Source organism: Robertmurraya siralis (genome assembly GCF_005502275.1).
GTDB classification, from domain to species: Bacteria; Bacillota; Bacilli; order Bacillales; family Cytobacillaceae; genus Robertmurraya; species Robertmurraya siralis.
Genome location: NZ_SWLZ01000017.1, coordinates 89,676 through 106,853, shown reverse-complemented (window position 1 = coordinate 106,853; position 17,178 = coordinate 89,676). Strand labels below are relative to the sequence as shown.

The window sequence follows — 17,178 nt, the reverse complement described above, 5'->3', positions numbered from 1 at the left end:
GATAGGCTCATTCCCATATACATACCGTAAAACTATTTTTATTCTTTCTTCTGCAGTAAATTTGGACATAAAAAAACCCCCGTAAACGTCAGATTGTGTCTAACATTTACGGGGCAGTTCAAGATAGCTTCACTTGCTTTTTAGTTTGGAGCGTGTAATTGTTTTTTTATTTTCCTCGTACAAACAATAGATAAGCTCCGAAGCCAATGAATAGGATTGGCCAATAATTTAGTACAGATGTGATGCCATTTTCAAAAAAACCTAGCCAGTCGATAATTTTCTCATAAAAAAGGAGCATGATTGCCAATACTAGGAATAATAGACCTTGGAATAGACCGGATCCGACTTTTTGATAACGGAGGAGAAAGCCGAGAGCAATAATTAAGATAAAGGCCCCGGTTGAGTTCGGCCAAATCGTAAGATGTTTAATAACATGGAAATGCAGACCGAATCCAGCGAGGATGACCCCTGGCAAAATTGCATCATAATCCTTTGCTAAGTAGCCTTGAAATAGGAAAGCTAGGCCTACAATGATTAAGAGAGTCGGCCATGTGTGAAGGCCGTCGAAAAGGGTAATATTTGCTTGTTCTAAAAAGAAGTATCCCCCAAATCCTAAAAGAATGATTCCAGGGAAAATTCGTTGATTTTTCATTTTTACACTTCCAACGTAAATTTGTTCAATTTCTATTTAATCATATCTTGATTTGATGAAAAGAAGAAGTGTTATTTTAAAAATTATTTATCGTAAACCATATTAATATGAGAAAAAACTGGCCCTTTTCTCTGTCTATAGATTTATTCACGAAATTGTTGATTTTGGCAAATACAATGTGAATCGACTCACTTGAATAGTCCTATCTTTTTTGTTAAGGTACTAGAGGAAGAACTTTGTCGGAATAAGAAGAAACAGGCTCTATCAACATATTTCAACTTTTATAAATTATCCATTTTCATGATATGTTCACATTTCTTTAGTTATTAGAAATCTTATCATGTTATAATAATTATTAAGTGGAACGATTTCTCTTCGTTTAAAATTGGTTCACGCATTTACGAACATTTTTGGGGGTACGAAACAATCATGCATATTCTAACTGTTGGTCTAAATTATAAAACAGCCCCAGTTGAAATTCGAGAGCGTTTAACGTTTGACCCTTCTCAGTTAGGGGAAGCAATGAGTAGGCTGAGCGGGAAAAAGAGTATCCTTGAGAACGTTATTCTATCAACATGCAATCGCACAGAAATATATGCCGTCGTAGATCAGATTCATACCGGACGTTATTATATCAAGGAATTTTTATCAGAATGGTTTAACATTCCACAGCAAGAGTTTTCACCATTCTTATTTGTGTATGAACAGGATGGCGCGATTGATCACTTGTTTAATGTTGCTTGCGGTTTGAATTCTATGGTTTTGGGGGAAACGCAAATCCTTGGACAGGTGCGCTCTAGTTTTAAGGAGGCGCAAGCAAAGGAAACAACTGGTACGGTTTTTAACCAGTTATTTAAACAGGCGATTACATTGGCAAAACGGGCTCACTCTGAAACAGATATTGGTGCTAATGCAGTCTCTGTTAGCTATGCCGCGGTTGAATTAGCGAAAAAAATATTCGGTTCATTAAACGGAAAGCATGTCCTTATTTTAGGGGCGGGTAAGATGGGCGAGCTAGCGATTCAAAACCTTCATGGCAATGGTGTGAGCCAAGTGACGGTTATTAATCGAACATTTGAAAAGGCAAAAAACCTTGCTGAGCGTTTTTCAGGTCAAGCAAAATCATTAAACGAACTTCAATGTGCATTAATGGAAGCCGATATCCTGATTAGTTCCACTGGAGCAAAGGATTTTGTCATCACGAAGGATATGATGGAATGCGTAGAAAGATTGCGAAAAGGGAAGCCGTTATTTATGGTTGATATCGCAGTGCCGCGTGACTTAGATCCAAAGCTTACGGAATTGGATAACGTTTTCTTATATGATATTGATGATTTAGAAGGAATTGTTGAGGCAAACTTACAAGAGCGTCAAAAAGCAGCGGCAAAAATTTCGCTCATGATTGAAGCTGAAATCGTTGAGTTCAAGCAATGGTTAAATATGCTGGGAGTTGTACCTGTTATTTCAGCGCTGCGTGTTAAAGCGTTGAAAATTCAGGCTGAGACGATGGACAGTATCGAAAGAAAACTGCCACATCTTTCTGACCGGGAAATAAAGGTGCTGAATAAGCATACGAAAAGTATTATTAACCAAATGTTAAAGGATCCGATTTTACAGGCGAAAGAACTTGCCGGCCAAAATAATGCTGACGAAGCATTGGAATTATTTATGAAAATATTCAATATTGAAGATCTTGTAAAAGAACAGCAAGATTCGAAAGTTGCCGATTTAAAGAGAGCTGTTGTTGCAACACCACAAGCTTCCTTTCAATCATAAAAGGGGTTCTAACTATGATTGAGGTTTACATGACTCGGCTACATGAATTCACAATCATTCTTTATGCCTTGAGTATTTTATTATATTTTATTGATTTTCTTTACAGTAGCCGGAAAGCAAACCAAGTTGCCTTCTGGTTACTTGCGTTTGTATGGCTTTTGCAATCGGCTTTTTTGTGTATTTACATGGTGAATACAGGCAGATTTCCAGTGCTGACAATCTTTGAAGGTCTTTATTTTTATGTCTGGGTTTTAATTACTTTGTCGCTTGGGATTAATCGGTTATTAAAAGTTGATTTCATCGTTTTTTTTACGAATGTCATTGGATTTGCGATCATGGTCATTCACACATTTGCTCCGATTCAATATGAATCTGAAATTATGGTTCAACAACTTTCATCTGAATTACTTTTTATACATATAACAATGGCTATTCTTTCATACGGAGCATTTTCGATTTCAGCAGTTTTTTCCCTCCTTTATTTATTGCAATACAATCTTTTGAAACGCAAAAAATGGGGAGCACGTCTTATTCGAATATCCGATTTGTCGAAGCTTGAGCATATGTCCCATATTTTAAATGTCATTGGCGTTCCTATGCTTTTACTATCCCTTATATTAGGACTGCAATGGGCTTATATTAAATTGCCGGAGATGATTTGGTACGATGCGAAAGTAATCGGTTCCTTTATTGTTCTTGTCGTGTATGGTATTTCTTTATACCTACGAGTCGGAAAGGAATTTCAAGGAAAGAGCTTAGCACTGTGGAATTTGGCTTCTTTTTTAATTATATTAATCAATTTTTTTCTGTTTGGTCAGTTATCCTCTTTCCATCTATGGTACACATAGAAGATATACCCCATCCAGAGAAAATTTGCCTTTCCGAATGATTAGCCATTTCTAATCGCATGGCTAGTTCCGTATCATGAAAATATAGAAAATCGTTCTAACATTAACAAATAATCCTTTCAGGAGGCAATCATGAGAAAATTTATTGTTGGTTCAAGACGAAGTAAACTGGCTTTAACACAAACAAATTGGGTCATCGAGCAGTTAAAAAAAATTGACCCTAATTACGATTTTGAAGTGAAAGAAATCGTCACAAAGGGAGATAAAATTTTGGATGTAACCCTTTCTAAAGTCGGGGGGAAAGGGCTATTTGTGAAGGAGATTGAACAGGCAATGCTCAATGGCGAAATTGATCTTGCCATTCACAGCATGAAAGATATGCCGGCTGTTCTTCCTGATGGTTTAGTCATTGGTTGTATTCCTGAAAGAGAAGATCACCGTGATGCACTAATCTCTAAAGGGCATATTCCGTTAAAAGATTTGCAGCCTGGCTCTGTTATTGGAACAAGCAGCTTACGACGAGGAGCGCAATTATTAGCGGCACGGCCAGATCTTGAGATTAAATGGATTAGAGGAAATATTGATACGCGTCTTGCGAAGCTTGAAACGGAAGAGTACGATGCGATCATTTTAGCAGCTGCTGGACTTTCACGCATGGGCTGGGCTTCTGATGTTGTAACGGAATTTCTTGAGCCGGAAATATGTCTTCCGGCCGTTGGGCAAGGTGCCTTATCGATTGAATGTAGAAGTGACGACACGGAGCTTCTAGAGCTTTTAAGCAAATTCACTTGTCAGGAAACGGATATCACCGTTAGATCTGAGCGTGCATTCCTTCATAAGATGGAGGGAGGATGTCAAGTTCCGGTGGCAGGATATGCCTATATGAATGAAGATGGTAAAATCGTATTGACGGCTCTTGTCGCTTCGCCTGATGGGAAAACAATTTATAAAGAAATGTTGCAAGGAACAGATCCTGAACAACTGGGTGTCGCTGCTGCTGATTACTTGATAGACAGGGGAGCAAAGACTTTAATTGAGGCAGTGAAAAAGGAGTTAGAAGGAGAATGAATTCCCGAGCATTGGCAGGGAAAAGAGTACTTGTTCCCCGCGGAAAAAAAAATGCTTCAGCTTTTTCTGCTATCGTAGAGGAATTTGGAGGGATTCCAGTAGAGGTCCCTCTTCTTGAATTTCGTCCAGTTGAAAATAGGAGCGATATTGATCCAATTTTAACTTCCTTGTATACATATGATTGGCTCATTTTTACGAGTGATGTAACTGTTGAGACTTTTTTTGCCATGGTGGATATGAATTTGGACAAGTCTCGTGCGAAGATCGCTGTGATAGGTGAAAAAACGGAAGAAGCTTTATTAAAGAGGGGAATTTCCGTTGACTTCAAGCCTGAACATTATGTTGCGGAGAGCTTTGTGAAGGAGTTTTCTCCTTATGTAAATGAAGGAGAAAGACTGTTAATTCCGAAGGGCAACTTGGCGCGGGATTATATTGCTCAGTTTTTCAAAGAAAAGGGACACGTTGTTGATGAAATTATCATTTATGAAACGTATTTTCCTGAAGACAGTAGGAAAAAGCTCCTATATTTATTGCGAAATCGCAAGCTGGATATACTCCCTTTTACAAGCCCTTCAACAATTGAACATTTTATGTCAATCGTTACCACTTATGATCTATTTGAACAAATAAAAGAATGTATTGTGGCGACGATCGGTCCAGTGTCAAAGCGAAAGTGTGAACAATTGGGATTAACGGTGCACGTCTGCCCTAAAATATATACATCTTATGAAATGATGAGCGCAATTGCACAATACATGATGAAAAAGGAAAAAATAGGAGGATAAAAAATGAATTTTAATCGCCACCGCCGTTTGAGACAATCTGCAGCTATGCGTTCAATGGTTCGAGAAAATCAGCTCCATGTTGAGGATCTCGTATATCCGCTGTTTGTAGCTGAAGGAGAGAATATTCGGAAAGAAATCTCCTCCATGCCGAATGTTTACCAACTATCCCTTGATCTATTAATGGAGGAAATTGATGAGGTTGTATCTTTAGGAATTAAATCTGTTCTTTTATTTGGAATCCCACTTGAGAAAGATGAGTGTGGGCAAGGTGCATTCCATGATCATGGGATTGTGCAGGAAGCAACTCGTTTAATTAAGCAGCATTATCCAGAATTAATTGTTATTGCTGATACATGTTTATGTGAATATACAAGCCATGGGCATTGTGGAATCGTTGAGAATGGAAAAGTCTTAAATGATCCGTCATTGAAATTGTTGGTTGATACGGCTGTTAGCCAAGCAAAAGCCGGTGCTGATATTATCGCTCCGTCAAATATGATGGATGGCTTTGTTACTGCTATCCGTGCAGGCCTAGATGAAGCAGGTTTTGAAGATACACCAATCATGTCTTATGCAGTTAAGTATTCCTCTGCCTTTTACGGACCGTTTAGAGATGCAGCGGAAAGTACTCCGCAATTTGGTGATCGCAAAACCTATCAAATGGATCCGGCAAATCGCTTGGAGGCTTTTCGAGAAGCGGAATCCGATGTCGCAGAAGGAGCCGATTTTCTTATCGTTAAGCCGGGAATGCCTTATTTAGACATCGTTCGTGACGTGAAAAATAATTTCACTTTGCCGGTTGTCATTTACAATGTGAGTGGAGAATATTCAATGGTGAAAGCAGCCGCTCAAAACGGTTGGATCGACGAAAAATCCGTTGTCATGGAAATGCTTGTTGGGATGAAGCGTGCTGGAGCTGATATCATTATTACTTACCATGCCAAAGATGCGGCAAAATGGCTGAAAGAAAATTAAAAATGAACCATTTAAATATGTGAGAAATGAGGGAAGAAGATGCGTTCTTATGATAAATCAATTGCTGCCTTTCAAGAAGCAAAGGAATTAATGCCTGGAGGGGTGAACAGTCCTGTCCGTGCTTTTAAATCGGTCAATATGGATCCGATTTTTATGGAAAGGGGAAAAGGCTCTAAAATCTATGATATTGATGGGAATGAATACATTGATTATGTATTGTCATGGGGTCCGTTAATTCTTGGTCATACAAATGACCGTGTCGTTGAAGCATTGAAAAAGGTGGCGGAATTGGGTACAAGTTTTGGTGCCCCAACAATAATGGAAAATGAATTAGCCAAGCTTGTGATAGAACGTGTCCCTTCTATTGAGGTTGTCCGGATGGTATCCTCTGGTACTGAAGCAACGATGAGTGCTCTCCGCCTTGCCCGCGGATATACAGGGCGAAATAAAATATTGAAGTTTGAAGGCTGCTACCACGGACATGGGGATTCTCTCTTGATCAAAGCAGGATCGGGTGTTGCCACGTTAGGCTTGCCAGACAGCCCAGGTGTCCCAGAAGGGATTGCCAAAAATACCATAACCGTTCCATATAACGATCTTGACAGTGTAAAGTTTGCTTTCGAACAATTTGGAGATGATTTGGCTGGGGTTATTGTGGAGCCTGTTGCAGGAAATATGGGGGTTGTTCCACCACAGCCTGGTTTTTTAGAAGGGCTTCGTGAAATTACGAAGGAAAATGGCACCCTGCTTATTTTTGATGAAGTGATGACTGGCTTCCGTGTCGGCTATAATTGTGCACAGGGCTACTTTAATGTGACACCAGATTTAACTTGTTTAGGTAAAGTAATTGGTGGAGGACTACCAGTTGGTGCGTATGGTGGACGCGCTGATATTATGGAGCAAATTGCTCCAAGTGGGCCGATCTATCAAGCTGGAACGCTATCAGGAAATCCTCTGGCGATGACAGCAGGGTTTGAAACATTAAGTCAGTTAACGCCGGAAAGCTACCGAGAGTTTGAACATAAAGCAGATATTCTTGAAGCGGGATTAAAGGCAGCAGCTGATAAATACGGGGTTCCAATTACAGTTAATCGAGCAGGTTCGATGATTGGTTTCTTTTTTACAAAAGAAGCTGTCATCAACTATGAAACAGCCAAAACGTCTAATTTGGATTTTTTTGCTTCTTATTATCAAGAAATGGCTAATCAAGGAGTTTTCTTGCCTCCTTCCCAGTTTGAAGGTCTCTTCCTTTCAACTGCACATAGTGACGAAGACATTGCTAAAACGATTGCCGCTGCAGAAGTAGCGTTTTCCAAACTTAAATAAGTTCCCGAAAGGTCTGTATTCTAGCTTTTTTCTGCTAGAGTTCAGGCTTTTTTTTCATTATTCTTCCATAAAGGTTTTCAGTAAATGACTCTCTACATCTTCTCTAAGTCCTTCTTAGTTTTCCTATCTCGAAATAGCTTGGATGGTGATGAACACAAAAGAAGATCCTAGCAGGAACGATAATGGCTTCGAATGCGCCTTGCGCTTTTGTTCTTTTCTCTGGATTTTTATCATAAAAAGATTTCCTGCCTCATAAATTGTTAATGACATGGTGATTGATGAGAGGAAATGAAAGGAGGAGTCGCTTTGTCTGAAGGAAATGAATCTTTCTTACGGTTTTCCTTGGAAGAATCTGTTTGGTTTCAAAAAGGACAGGAAGTAGCGGAGCTTATCACGATTTCGCTTGATCCAAATATAACCATTCATGAAAATGACGATTATGTAACCATTGAAGGGGAATTACAACTTAGCGGGGAATATAAACGGAAAGAAACAGAATCTGAAGTGGAGGAAGAGATACCATTATCACCTAAATTCGTCCAAGAAGTTGAGAACAGAGACGAAGGAATTACTCAGTTTTCTCACCGCTTCCCAGTTGATATTACCATTCCTGTTCACCGTATTGCTAGTATTAACGATCTGGATGTGGAAATTGAATCCTTTGATTATCTTTTCCCTGAACAAAGCTGTATGAAATTAACAGCAGACTTAACGATAACAGGGTTAAAAAGCGATGAACCAGGGGTTCAACCGGAATCTCCAGAGCTTGAGCTTGCATACCGAGATGAAGAGCCGCCGATACAGGAAGTGAAACTTGAGGAAGTCGAAGAAGCGGAAGTAGCGGAAGAGACTGTTCCTCCTGCAAATGAACTGTTTGCGCCATTTGTAGCAGAAGCGCGAAAAACTCCTGAGGACGATACGATTGAAACAGAGCCAGCTCCTTCATCATTAGAACTTGATAAGGCGCCAACTCTGGAAGTGTATGAACAAGAATCTGAGGCAATCAGTACTATTCCAGACGTTTCATTTGCCCCACAAAGACATGAATTTACTCCAAATGAGCCAGCAACAGATCAATTAAAAGCAGTGGAACAGGCAGAGCATGAGTATGAGAGTTCAAATGATGAAGAATCCTCTTCTTCATCATCTGAAGAAGTTGCTAAAAAGAATAAGAAGAAATCAAAGAAACAAGGCATTTCGATTACCGAATTTTTAGCAAGAAAAGAAGATGAAGAAGCCATTGCCCGCTTGAAAGTATGCATTGTTCAAAGTGGAGATACGCTCGATGTCATCGCAGAACGTTATGAAATTTCGATACAGCAGCTTTTAAAGTTCAATCATCTAGAAGTGAATCAAGATGTGTTCGAGGGGCAGGTTCTTTACATCCCTGCTACTGTCACGCATAATTAATTATTTTATCAAACAAAAACAGGCTGGGTGGGTTGGTCGGTGGAAACCTGCTCGTCCTGTTTTATCTATGTTGAAAGAGAAAATGTTTCGGATATGAAAGCAAAAACACGCTAACATAAACGACACTGCTTCAAGAAAGTTTTATTGCACTGGCTTAGTTATTAGCCTATGGAAAGAAGTGAGTTCGTATGAGTGAAACGAATCATTTGCAGGAAGTTGAACCGATTTTAAGCCATTATGGAATACAGCCCCATTTTGTAGAAGGCTTTCAAAAGGTAAAAAGAATTTATTCAAATAAAGGGATATTTGCTTTAAAAAAAATAACTCCTCAACAAGGAACCGATTTTATTAAGCATATTCAATTTCTCTATCAAAAAGGCTTCAATCGCATTATTCCTATTTATCCGACTCTTGATGGAAGATATGCGGTGATTCATGGGAAAAACTTGTACTATTTAATGCCTTGGCTTCCCAATGAAATAAAAGAGGATCGCAATGAGCTCCATCAGCAAATGTTTCGAGAGCTTGCGCGGCTTCATACATTATCAGTTCGCGAGGTCACGATTGATAAAGAAGAGAAAAACGTGCATTATGAGAATACGGTTCGTGAGTGGGATAAAGAGAATGAATTTCTTGACGGGTTTTTAGCGCAATGTGAGGGAAAGTGGTATATGTCGCCGTTTGAGCTCCTGTTTTGTCTCTATTATCATGATATCAGTCAAGCATTGCGCTTTTCCACAAATAAATTTAAGGAATGGTATGAAAAAACAAAAGATGACAATAAGGCAAGAGTTGTTTTAGCGCATGGCAAGCTTTCAACTGAGCATTTCCTTTATGACGACAAAGGCTATGGTTATTTTACAAACTTTGAAAACAGCAAGCAAAGTTCACCGATGCATGACCTTTTGCCATTTTTATCAAGAACGTTAAAAACGTACCCGAAGTCACATGAAGATTGTGTTGATTGGATTTACACTTATTTCAAATATTTTCCTTTAAGGGATGACGAATTAAATCTCTTTTTAAGTTATTTTTCCCATCCCCATGGATTTTTAGCTGTTGTGGAAGAATATTATAAATCGCGAAATAGGGATGAGCGAAAATATGTTCAAAAATTACAAAGACATTATTGGCATCTTAAAAACACAGAATATATCGTTATGCGTATTGATGAGATTGAAAGACAAAAACGGCTTGAAAAGGAAGCTCAAGCCGAAGCGCAATCTCAAGGTAATACTTAAAGACTATAGTATTTTCGCACTCTTATAAATCGCTCCGAGGAACAATCTTTATGAAAGGTTGTTCCGCTGTTATAATAACTCAATTTTAAGGGCTACTGTTATTAGGACAAGAGCAATTAAAAACAGTACATCGAAAGCAGTTGGAAATAAAATCGTACGTATCCCTTGAAATATGCAAAATGGAATGGCAAATTGATGCAGGACGTCTCGAGATTTTTTCAACCACGGTGGAAGCGCATATGGATTATATTTTCTCCTCACAATCTCTTCCCCCTTTTCCCCAATGGGTATTTTCCTTATTACTTAATCTATGTCCCTTGCTTTGGGATTGTGCGAAAAACGTTGTTGAGGCTCTGTTAGTCCGATAGGAGTCGAGTTCCGGAATTATTGGTGGAATTTCCGGAATTACGTCATGAATTTCCGGAATTACCCCAAAAAATTCCGGAAATTCATCTGACATAGTCGATTTTTCACGTACAATTCCTCTCAATGAAGTTTCATTTTCTGAAAAACTGTATATACTAAAAAAAAATCAGTTATCCTTATTGACGTCAGTCTTTGTTTTTATGTAGTATATTGATTATACAAATAGAGTTATATTGCTATGATAGGGAAGAGTACGGTGGTTCCTTGCTTTAAGAGAGGAAAACCATGAGCTGAAAGGTTTTCTAAGCAACACCAGTGGAAGTCGCCCTTGAGCATCTTTTGCGAACGAACGACTTTCAAGTAGTAAAAGACGGGGAATCCGTTATCTAGTTAAGTGCCAATCGATATGGGAAATATGGATTGGAAAAAAGGTGGTACCGCGAAGCAAACTCCATTCGTCCTTTTGATGACGAATGGAGTTTTTTCATTAGGAAATTAAAGTTTTCGCAATGGTAGATAACTTTTATATTAAGTGTATCTACGACTAGCTCCAGCGCTTATCGCTTAGCAAACTTCAGTCGATAAGTCAATTGAAGGTGCTTGCGCCGCAAATTTGTTATGCACGGCGAAGAGCAAGGCGCCCCGCGCTTTTGATTTTGGAATGAAAGAGGAAGAAGAAAGGAAGAGTGAAATGGAAACAAATGAGCTATCGATGCCAACGAAATATGATCCGAATACAATTGAAAAGGGTCGTTATGATTGGTGGGTGAAAGGAAAGTTTTTTGAAGCACAAAATGATGAGAAAAAAGAACCGTATACAATCGTTATTCCTCCACCAAATGTTACAGGAAAGCTTCATTTAGGACATGCATGGGATACGACATTGCAAGATATATTAACGCGTATGAAAAGAATGCAAGGCTATGACGTATTGTGGCTGCCAGGAATGGACCATGCGGGAATAGCGACACAAGCAAAGGTTGAGGAGAAGCTCCGTCAAGAAGGAGTAAGCCGGTATGATTTAGGCAGAGATAAATTTGTTGAAGAAACATGGAAGTGGAAGGAAGAGTATGCAGCTCATATTCGAGCACAATGGGCGAAGCTAGGGCTCGGTTTAGACTATAGCCGAGAGCGTTTTACTCTTGATGAAGGGCTGTCGAAAGCGGTCCGCGAAGTGTTTGTCTCCTTATATAAAAAGGGACTTATTTATCGCGGTGAATACATTATTAACTGGGACCCGTCCACCAAAACAGCATTATCTGATATCGAGGTTATTTATAAGGATGTTCAAGGTGCTTTTTATCATATGAACTATCCTCTTGCAGATGGCTCAGGTTCGATTGAAGTAGCGACTACTCGTCCCGAAACAATGCTTGGTGATACGGCGGTTGCTGTTCATCCAGAAGATGAGCGCTACAAGCATTTAATCGGCAAAAAAGTGATTCTTCCAATTGTTGGCCGTGAAATTCCAATTGTAGCTGATGACTATGTAGATATGGAGTTTGGTTCAGGCGCAGTAAAAATAACACCAGCCCATGATCCGAATGACTTTGAATTAGGAAATCGCCATAATCTTGAACGGGTTCTTGTGATGAATGAAGACGGTACAATGAATGAAAAAGCAGGGAAGTATAAAGGGATGGATCGCTTTGAGTGCCGCAAGCAAATTGTGAAAGATTTGCAAGAACAAGGAGTTCTTTTCAAAATTGAGGAGCATATGCACTCTGTTGGCCATTCAGAACGTAGTGGCGCTGTTGTCGAGCCATATTTATCAACGCAATGGTTTGTCAAAATGCAGCCGCTCGCTGATGAGGCGATTGCCCTTCAACAGAAGGAAGAAAAAGTGCATTTTGTTCCAGACCGTTTTGAAAAGACATATTTGCACTGGATGGAAAATATTCGCGATTGGTGTATTTCTCGCCAGCTTTGGTGGGGGCATCGCATTCCTGCCTGGTATCACAAGGAAACGGGTGAGGTTTATGTCGAGCATGAACCACCTGCTGATATTGAAAACTGGGAGCAGGATAACGACGTTTTAGACACGTGGTTCAGTTCCGCATTATGGCCGTTTTCGACGATGGGCTGGCCGGATACAGAATCTGCTGATTATAAGCGTTACTATTCAACGGCAGCACTTGTAACAGGTTATGATATCATTTTCTTCTGGGTATCAAGAATGATTTTCCAAGGACTCGAATTTACAGGAGAACGTCCATTCAAAGATGTTCTTATACATGGTTTGGTTCGGGATGCACAAGGTCGAAAAATGAGCAAATCATTAGGCAATGGTGTCGATCCAATGGATGTTATTGCACAATATGGCGCTGACTCTTTACGCTACTTCCTTTCAACTGGAAGTTCACCTGGTCAAGATTTACGTTTTAGCATGGAAAAGGTCGAAGCGACTTGGAATTTTGCTAATAAAATTTGGAACGCATCACACTTCGCTTTAATGAATATGAATGGATTGAAGTATGATGAAATTGATCTAAGCGGTGAGAAGTCGGTAGCAGACAAATGGATTCTCACCCGTTTAAATGAGACCATTGATACAGTAACAAGACTATCTGAACGTTATGAATTTGGTGAGGTTGGCCGAATTCTTTATAATTTCATTTGGGATGATTTTTGTGATTGGTATATTGAAATGGCAAAGTTGCCGTTATACGGGGATGATGAAGCTGCGAAAAAGACGACGCGCTCAATTTTAGCATATGTGCTGGATAATACAATGCGTCTGCTTCATCCGTTCATGCCGTTCATTACTGAAGAAATTTGGCAAAATCTCCCGCATGAAGGTGAGTCGATTACAACTGCGAAATGGCCTGAAGTGAACGAAGAACTTTCTGACAGTGAAGCATCTGCGGAAATGAAATTGTTGGTGGAAATCATTCGTTCAGTCCGAAATATTCGTGCTGAAGTAAACACACCGATGAGCAAGAAAATCAACATCCTTGTCAAAGTAAAGGATGACCATATTCTGCAAGTATTGGATAAAAATCGTTCCTATTTAGAACGGTTCTGTAATCCAGAGGAGCTTGAAATTGGCAAGAATATTCTGATTCCTGATAAAGCGATGACGGCAGTGGTTACTGGGGCAGAAATTATTTTACCACTTGAAGGTTTAATTAACATAGCTGAAGAAATTGCTCGTCTTGAAAAAGAGCTTGATAAATGGAATAAAGAAGTGGAAAGAGTTCAAAAGAAACTAAGGAATGAAGGCTTTGTGAAGAAAGCTCCAGAAAAAGTGATTGCCGAGGAAAGAGTGAAGGAAGCGGATTACCTAGAGAAAAGAGCAGCTGTGGAGCTCCGTATTAAAGAGTTAAAGGGTCAATGAGCAGTTGTGAAGACGAATCCGTTTGGCGGATTCGTCTTCACTGTCTGAAAGGATATTGGTTAATATCATATGTTCTAGCATAATGGAAAAAGGTGAAAATGATATGTTTCAGTCTTATGAAGAAGCGTTGAATTGGATTCATTCACGCTTGAGATTAGGGGTTAAGCCAGGATTAAAAAGAATGGAATGGATGATGGACAAGCTAGATCATCCTGAGAAAAAAATTCCGACCATACATATTGGAGGAACGAATGGAAAAGGCTCAACGGTGACGTATTTACGCTCGATTTTGCAAGCGTCAGGTTTAAAGGTTGGAACGTTCACCTCTCCTTATTTCGAACATTTTAATGAGCGAATTTCCATTAATGGCCATTCGATTAGTGAGGAAGATTTGGTCAAGATTACAAATGTGATTAAACCACTAAGTGATGAACTAGAGCAGACGGAGCTTGGCTCCCCTACTGAATTTGAAGTGATTACCGCCATGAGTTTTTACTATTTTGCTGAGGTCGCTCCTGTCGATCTTGCCATTTATGAGGTTGGACTTGGTGGCAGGTTTGACTCCACCAATATCATCACGCCGCAAATATCAATTATAACAAGCATCGGCCTTGATCACATCAATATTTTAGGGAATAGCTATGAGCAAATCGCCTTTGAAAAAGCGGGAATTATAAAGCCAGGCATCCCAATTTTAACAGCCGTTAAGCAGCCTGAAGCATTTAATGTCATTAGAGAAAAAGCAGCGCAAATGGATGCGGCTATACATCGTCTTGGCGAGCATTTTTTTATTGATCATCATGTTTCACTCGAGAATGGTGAACGTTTCTCCCTGCAAACGTCAAAAAGTTATTTAGAGAATTTAGAAATTAGAATGCTCGGACAGCATCAAACGGAAAATGCCGCTTTGGCAGTTGAAGCAGCCATCCTTTTAGCAGCTTCTTACAAAATTGCAGAAGAGGATATTCGCCAAGGGTTGAAAAAAGCATACTGGCCTGGAAGATTTGAAATCGTTTCTTCTTCCCCATTAATCGTCCTGGATGGGGCCCATAATGAAGAGGGGATTGAAACGCTAGTTGTGGAATTAAAACGCCGTTTTCCTGGGCGAAAAAAAAGGTTGATTTTTGCTGCGCTCGGCGATAAAAAAGTAGATAACATGATCAAAAAGCTAGACTCGGTCTCCCAGATGATTACATTCGTGAGCTTTGACTTTCCTCGAGCGGCAAATGCAGAGGAGCTCTATCAGTTTAGTAGCCTGGCCCATAAACGAGCGGAAAGCGATTGGCAAAAAGCAATTTCAGAAGAGTTGCGAGCGCTGGAAAGCAATGAAATGCTAATTATTACGGGTTCTCTCTATTTTTTATCTGAAGTAAAACCATATATAAATACATTCATTTAGTACGTTATAATACGTAAAATGTATGACAAAAGTTAGAAAATTTGTTAAACTAATGAGTGCAATTGTGAAAAAATTCCTAAAAATTGTTAATGAAATATTTTTAATAGTGTAAAAAGAATCAAGTGAAATAAATTTGCGTCAAAAATGGGAAGAGAGGGGGATAATGTTGCTCAGGCCACATGTAAAGAGGATTATATGGATTTTATGGCTTCTTATTGTACCCGCTGGTAGCTGGCTCGTATATTATTTTTTCCCTCCTCTCGTATCTTCAATAAGTTTCGAACTTTTAGGGTTTTTGTTATTAACATGCTTTGTTGCTGGTACACCAATGATTATCAACAACACGCCAATTTTTTATATTCAATGGGTCTCGCTTACAGTCTTTCTCATATTCGGCCTCTTCGTTGAAGTTATCTTTATGCAGATCGCCATTGTTGTCCTCCTCTTAAGAATACGGGCTCCGAGGGAACAGCTGCACCGCTATCCATTAAATTGGTTAATGTTTTTTATGACTTCTGTCGGCAGTGGGGTTGTGTATTATGCTCTCGGTGGAACCCATGGGATAGATATTTTGAGCAGCCCGCACAATCTCTTATTAGCCTTTGCATACGCCTGCACCTATTTTCTTTTAAATCATTTTCTTCTAATGTTTATCGCTTATATTGTTCAGGGGAAAAAAAGAGCTCTATTTGATAAAGATTTCATTTGGGAGGCGTTATCGACCGCTATTACATTGCCAATCGGAATGATTTTATATATTTTATATCAAGAAGTAGGAGCAATCGCTGTTATTTTTGTCGGTATTCCATTTGCAAGTCTATCGATCATATTAAATTTGTACTATTCTAGTGACAAGGTGAACCAAAATTTACAGAAAGCCACTGAAATTGGACATGAGTTAGCTGAGAGATTACATGTAGAAGAAGTACTTGATTTGTTTATCCAAAGATTAACTGAAATGTTTCCGGTTGATTATGCTTATATTTTGGATATCGTTGACGATGAATTAAAATTGCTGAAAAGCGTTGAAAAAAATGTGAAGCAATCATTGAAAATTCCTTCACAATTTAAAAGTCAAGGAATAAGTGGGCATGTTTGGTCGACTGGAAAGGCTGTTTTATACAATTCAAAAAGAGAGTGGAAAGACATTGTGCATGGATATATGCCTGCGTCTGCAGAAAGCATTATATGTGTGCCAATTGTCCGCAGCAATGAGGTAGTCGGCATCCTTCTTCTAGCATCGGAACAAAAAAGAGCCTATGAAAAAGCACAGCTTATGATCGTTGATATTCTTAGTTCGTATTTCGCTGTTGCGATTGAAAATGCCAAGCACTATGAAAGAACAAAAGAAGATAGTGAGCGTTGTGCACTCACAAAGCTTTATAATTATCGATATATGGAGCGTGCTTTAGAAGCGGAGTATCTTCTATTAACAAAGGGCAAAAGAGACCATCTTTCTGTTATTTTATTGGATATCGATCATTTTAAAAATGTCAACGATCGCTATGGTCATCAGAGTGGTAATGAAATTCTCTACCAGCTTGCGCAACGGCTTTCTGCGCTGATTGATATGAAAACAGGAATTGTAGCCAGGTTTGGCGGCGAGGAATTTGTTATTATTCTTCCTGATGTTGATAAGAAAGCAGCGTTGAATATTGCTGAATTTGTGAGGCAGACGATTGCCAATCGTCCATTTATCCTCTCTCAACATATTGAAGATATAAAAACTGAGATTTCTGTTCACCTGACAGCGTCCATTGGAGTGGCTTCAGCTCCGGATGATGCGGATGATGCCATGTCCATAATTCGCCATGCAGATAGAGCCCTTTATGTAGGAGCGAAGCGGAATGGACGGAATAAGGTAGCAGAATATGTAAAATAAGAGTAAAAAACCAGAAAAAGGGGATTGACTCTTATTTTTTTTGCCGCTCTTCGAGAGCTTAAAGGGTTCCTTTAAGTAAGTTTCATTTATATGAAATTAGAAGAATTTAGAGA

13 protein-coding genes and 1 other annotated feature are annotated in these 17,178 nt (G+C 39.2%); of the genes, 11 read left to right on the top strand and 2 right to left on the bottom strand.

Features of this window, described 5'->3' with window-relative positions; translation table 11 throughout:
* Positions 1-166: 166 nt before the first annotated feature.
* Complete coding sequence (locus FCJ93_RS17470; protein WP_095307541.1) at positions 167-652, bottom strand: LiaI-LiaF-like domain-containing protein; 486 nt, start codon at positions 650-652, stop codon at positions 167-169.
* Between the two features lie 429 nt (positions 653-1,081).
* Here FCJ93_RS17470 and hemA point away from each other — a divergent pair, with 429 nt between their 5' ends.
* The 8 genes from hemA (at position 1,082) to ysxE (ending at position 10,081) form a co-directional block, all read left to right on the top strand.
* A complete protein-coding gene (hemA, locus tag FCJ93_RS17465) occupies positions 1,082-2,428 on the top strand; it encodes a glutamyl-tRNA reductase (protein WP_137744282.1) in 1,347 nt (448 codons plus the stop codon).
* Positions 2,429-2,442: 14 nt separating this feature from the next.
* Complete coding sequence (locus FCJ93_RS17460) at positions 2,443-3,276, top strand: cytochrome c biogenesis protein (protein WP_095307522.1); 834 nt, start codon at positions 2,443-2,445, stop codon at positions 3,274-3,276.
* Positions 3,277-3,408: 132 nt separating this feature from the next.
* Positions 3,409-4,344 carry a hydroxymethylbilane synthase gene (gene hemC / locus FCJ93_RS17455; protein ID WP_137744281.1) on the top strand — a complete coding sequence of 312 codons (936 nt, stop codon included), beginning with the start codon at positions 3,409-3,411 and terminating at the stop codon, positions 4,342-4,344.
* Entirely contained in the window at positions 4,341-5,129 is a 789-nt protein-coding gene (locus FCJ93_RS17450) for a uroporphyrinogen-III synthase (protein WP_137744280.1), read from the top strand. The genes hemC and FCJ93_RS17450 overlap by 4 nt, the downstream gene beginning before the upstream one ends.
* 3 nt (positions 5,130-5,132) lie before the next feature.
* The gene (gene hemB, locus FCJ93_RS17445; RefSeq protein ID WP_095307493.1) at positions 5,133-6,104 is read left to right on the top strand and encodes a porphobilinogen synthase; all 972 of its coding nucleotides are present in this window, start codon (positions 5,133-5,135) and stop codon (positions 6,102-6,104) included.
* Positions 6,105-6,143: 39 nt separating this feature from the next.
* Positions 6,144-7,430, top strand: a complete 1,287-nt coding sequence (gene hemL, locus FCJ93_RS17440) for a glutamate-1-semialdehyde 2,1-aminomutase (protein ID WP_095307479.1) — start codon at positions 6,144-6,146, stop codon at positions 7,428-7,430.
* 306 nt (positions 7,431-7,736) lie between these two features.
* The gene (gene spoVID / locus FCJ93_RS17435) at positions 7,737-8,840 is read left to right on the top strand and encodes a stage VI sporulation protein D (protein ID WP_137744279.1); all 1,104 of its coding nucleotides are present in this window, start codon (positions 7,737-7,739) and stop codon (positions 8,838-8,840) included.
* Between the two features lie 188 nt (positions 8,841-9,028).
* Complete coding sequence (gene ysxE, locus FCJ93_RS17430) at positions 9,029-10,081, top strand: spore coat protein YsxE (protein ID WP_095307452.1); 1,053 nt, start codon at positions 9,029-9,031, stop codon at positions 10,079-10,081.
* Positions 10,082-10,150: 69 nt separating this feature from the next.
* Here the strand turns inward: ysxE and FCJ93_RS17425 are convergent, their stop codons facing one another.
* A complete protein-coding gene (locus FCJ93_RS17425) occupies positions 10,151-10,342 on the bottom strand; it encodes a hypothetical protein (protein WP_095307440.1) in 192 nt (63 codons plus the stop codon).
* A gap of 334 nt (positions 10,343-10,676) precedes the next feature.
* Positions 10,677-10,913: a binding site (T-box leader), on the top strand.
* A 225-nt stretch (positions 10,914-11,138) separates the two neighbouring features.
* Between FCJ93_RS17425 and FCJ93_RS17420 the strand changes: the two genes are divergently transcribed.
* The 3 genes from FCJ93_RS17420 to FCJ93_RS17410 all read left to right on the top strand — a co-directional run bounded on the left by FCJ93_RS17420 (position 11,139) and on the right by FCJ93_RS17410 (position 17,065).
* A complete protein-coding gene (locus FCJ93_RS17420) occupies positions 11,139-13,784 on the top strand; it encodes a valine--tRNA ligase (RefSeq protein ID WP_137744278.1) in 2,646 nt (881 codons plus the stop codon).
* A gap of 103 nt (positions 13,785-13,887) precedes the next feature.
* Positions 13,888-15,183 carry a bifunctional folylpolyglutamate synthase/dihydrofolate synthase gene (locus tag FCJ93_RS17415; protein ID WP_137744277.1) on the top strand — a complete coding sequence of 432 codons (1,296 nt, stop codon included), beginning with the start codon at positions 13,888-13,890 and terminating at the stop codon, positions 15,181-15,183.
* Between the two features lie 163 nt (positions 15,184-15,346).
* Positions 15,347-17,065 (top strand): sensor domain-containing diguanylate cyclase, encoded by a 1,719-nt coding sequence (locus FCJ93_RS17410; RefSeq protein WP_095307420.1) that lies wholly within the window; start codon positions 15,347-15,349, stop codon positions 17,063-17,065.
* The last annotated feature ends 113 nt before the right edge of the window (positions 17,066-17,178 follow it).

Excerpts from the sequence above, each read along its gene's own strand:
- FCJ93_RS17470 (WP_095307541.1), bottom strand. The coding sequence starts at position 652 with ATGAAAAATCAACGAATTTTCCCTGGAATCATTCTTTTAGGATTTGGG.
- hemA (WP_137744282.1), top strand. The coding sequence starts at position 1,082 with ATGCATATTCTAACTGTTGGTCTAAATTATAAAACAGCCCCAGTTGAA.
- FCJ93_RS17460 (WP_095307522.1), top strand. The coding sequence starts at position 2,443 with ATGATTGAGGTTTACATGACTCGGCTACATGAATTCACAATCATTCTT.
- hemC (WP_137744281.1), top strand. The coding sequence starts at position 3,409 with ATGAGAAAATTTATTGTTGGTTCAAGACGAAGTAAACTGGCTTTAACA.
- FCJ93_RS17450 (WP_137744280.1), top strand. The coding sequence starts at position 4,341 with ATGAATTCCCGAGCATTGGCAGGGAAAAGAGTACTTGTTCCCCGCGGA.
- hemB (WP_095307493.1), top strand. The coding sequence starts at position 5,133 with ATGAATTTTAATCGCCACCGCCGTTTGAGACAATCTGCAGCTATGCGT.
- hemL (WP_095307479.1), top strand. The coding sequence starts at position 6,144 with ATGCGTTCTTATGATAAATCAATTGCTGCCTTTCAAGAAGCAAAGGAA.
- ysxE (WP_095307452.1), top strand. The coding sequence starts at position 9,029 with ATGAGTGAAACGAATCATTTGCAGGAAGTTGAACCGATTTTAAGCCAT.
- FCJ93_RS17420 (WP_137744278.1), top strand. The coding sequence starts at position 11,139 with ATGGAAACAAATGAGCTATCGATGCCAACGAAATATGATCCGAATACA.
- FCJ93_RS17415 (WP_137744277.1), top strand. The coding sequence starts at position 13,888 with ATGTTTCAGTCTTATGAAGAAGCGTTGAATTGGATTCATTCACGCTTG.
- FCJ93_RS17410 (WP_095307420.1), top strand. The coding sequence starts at position 15,347 with ATGTTGCTCAGGCCACATGTAAAGAGGATTATATGGATTTTATGGCTT.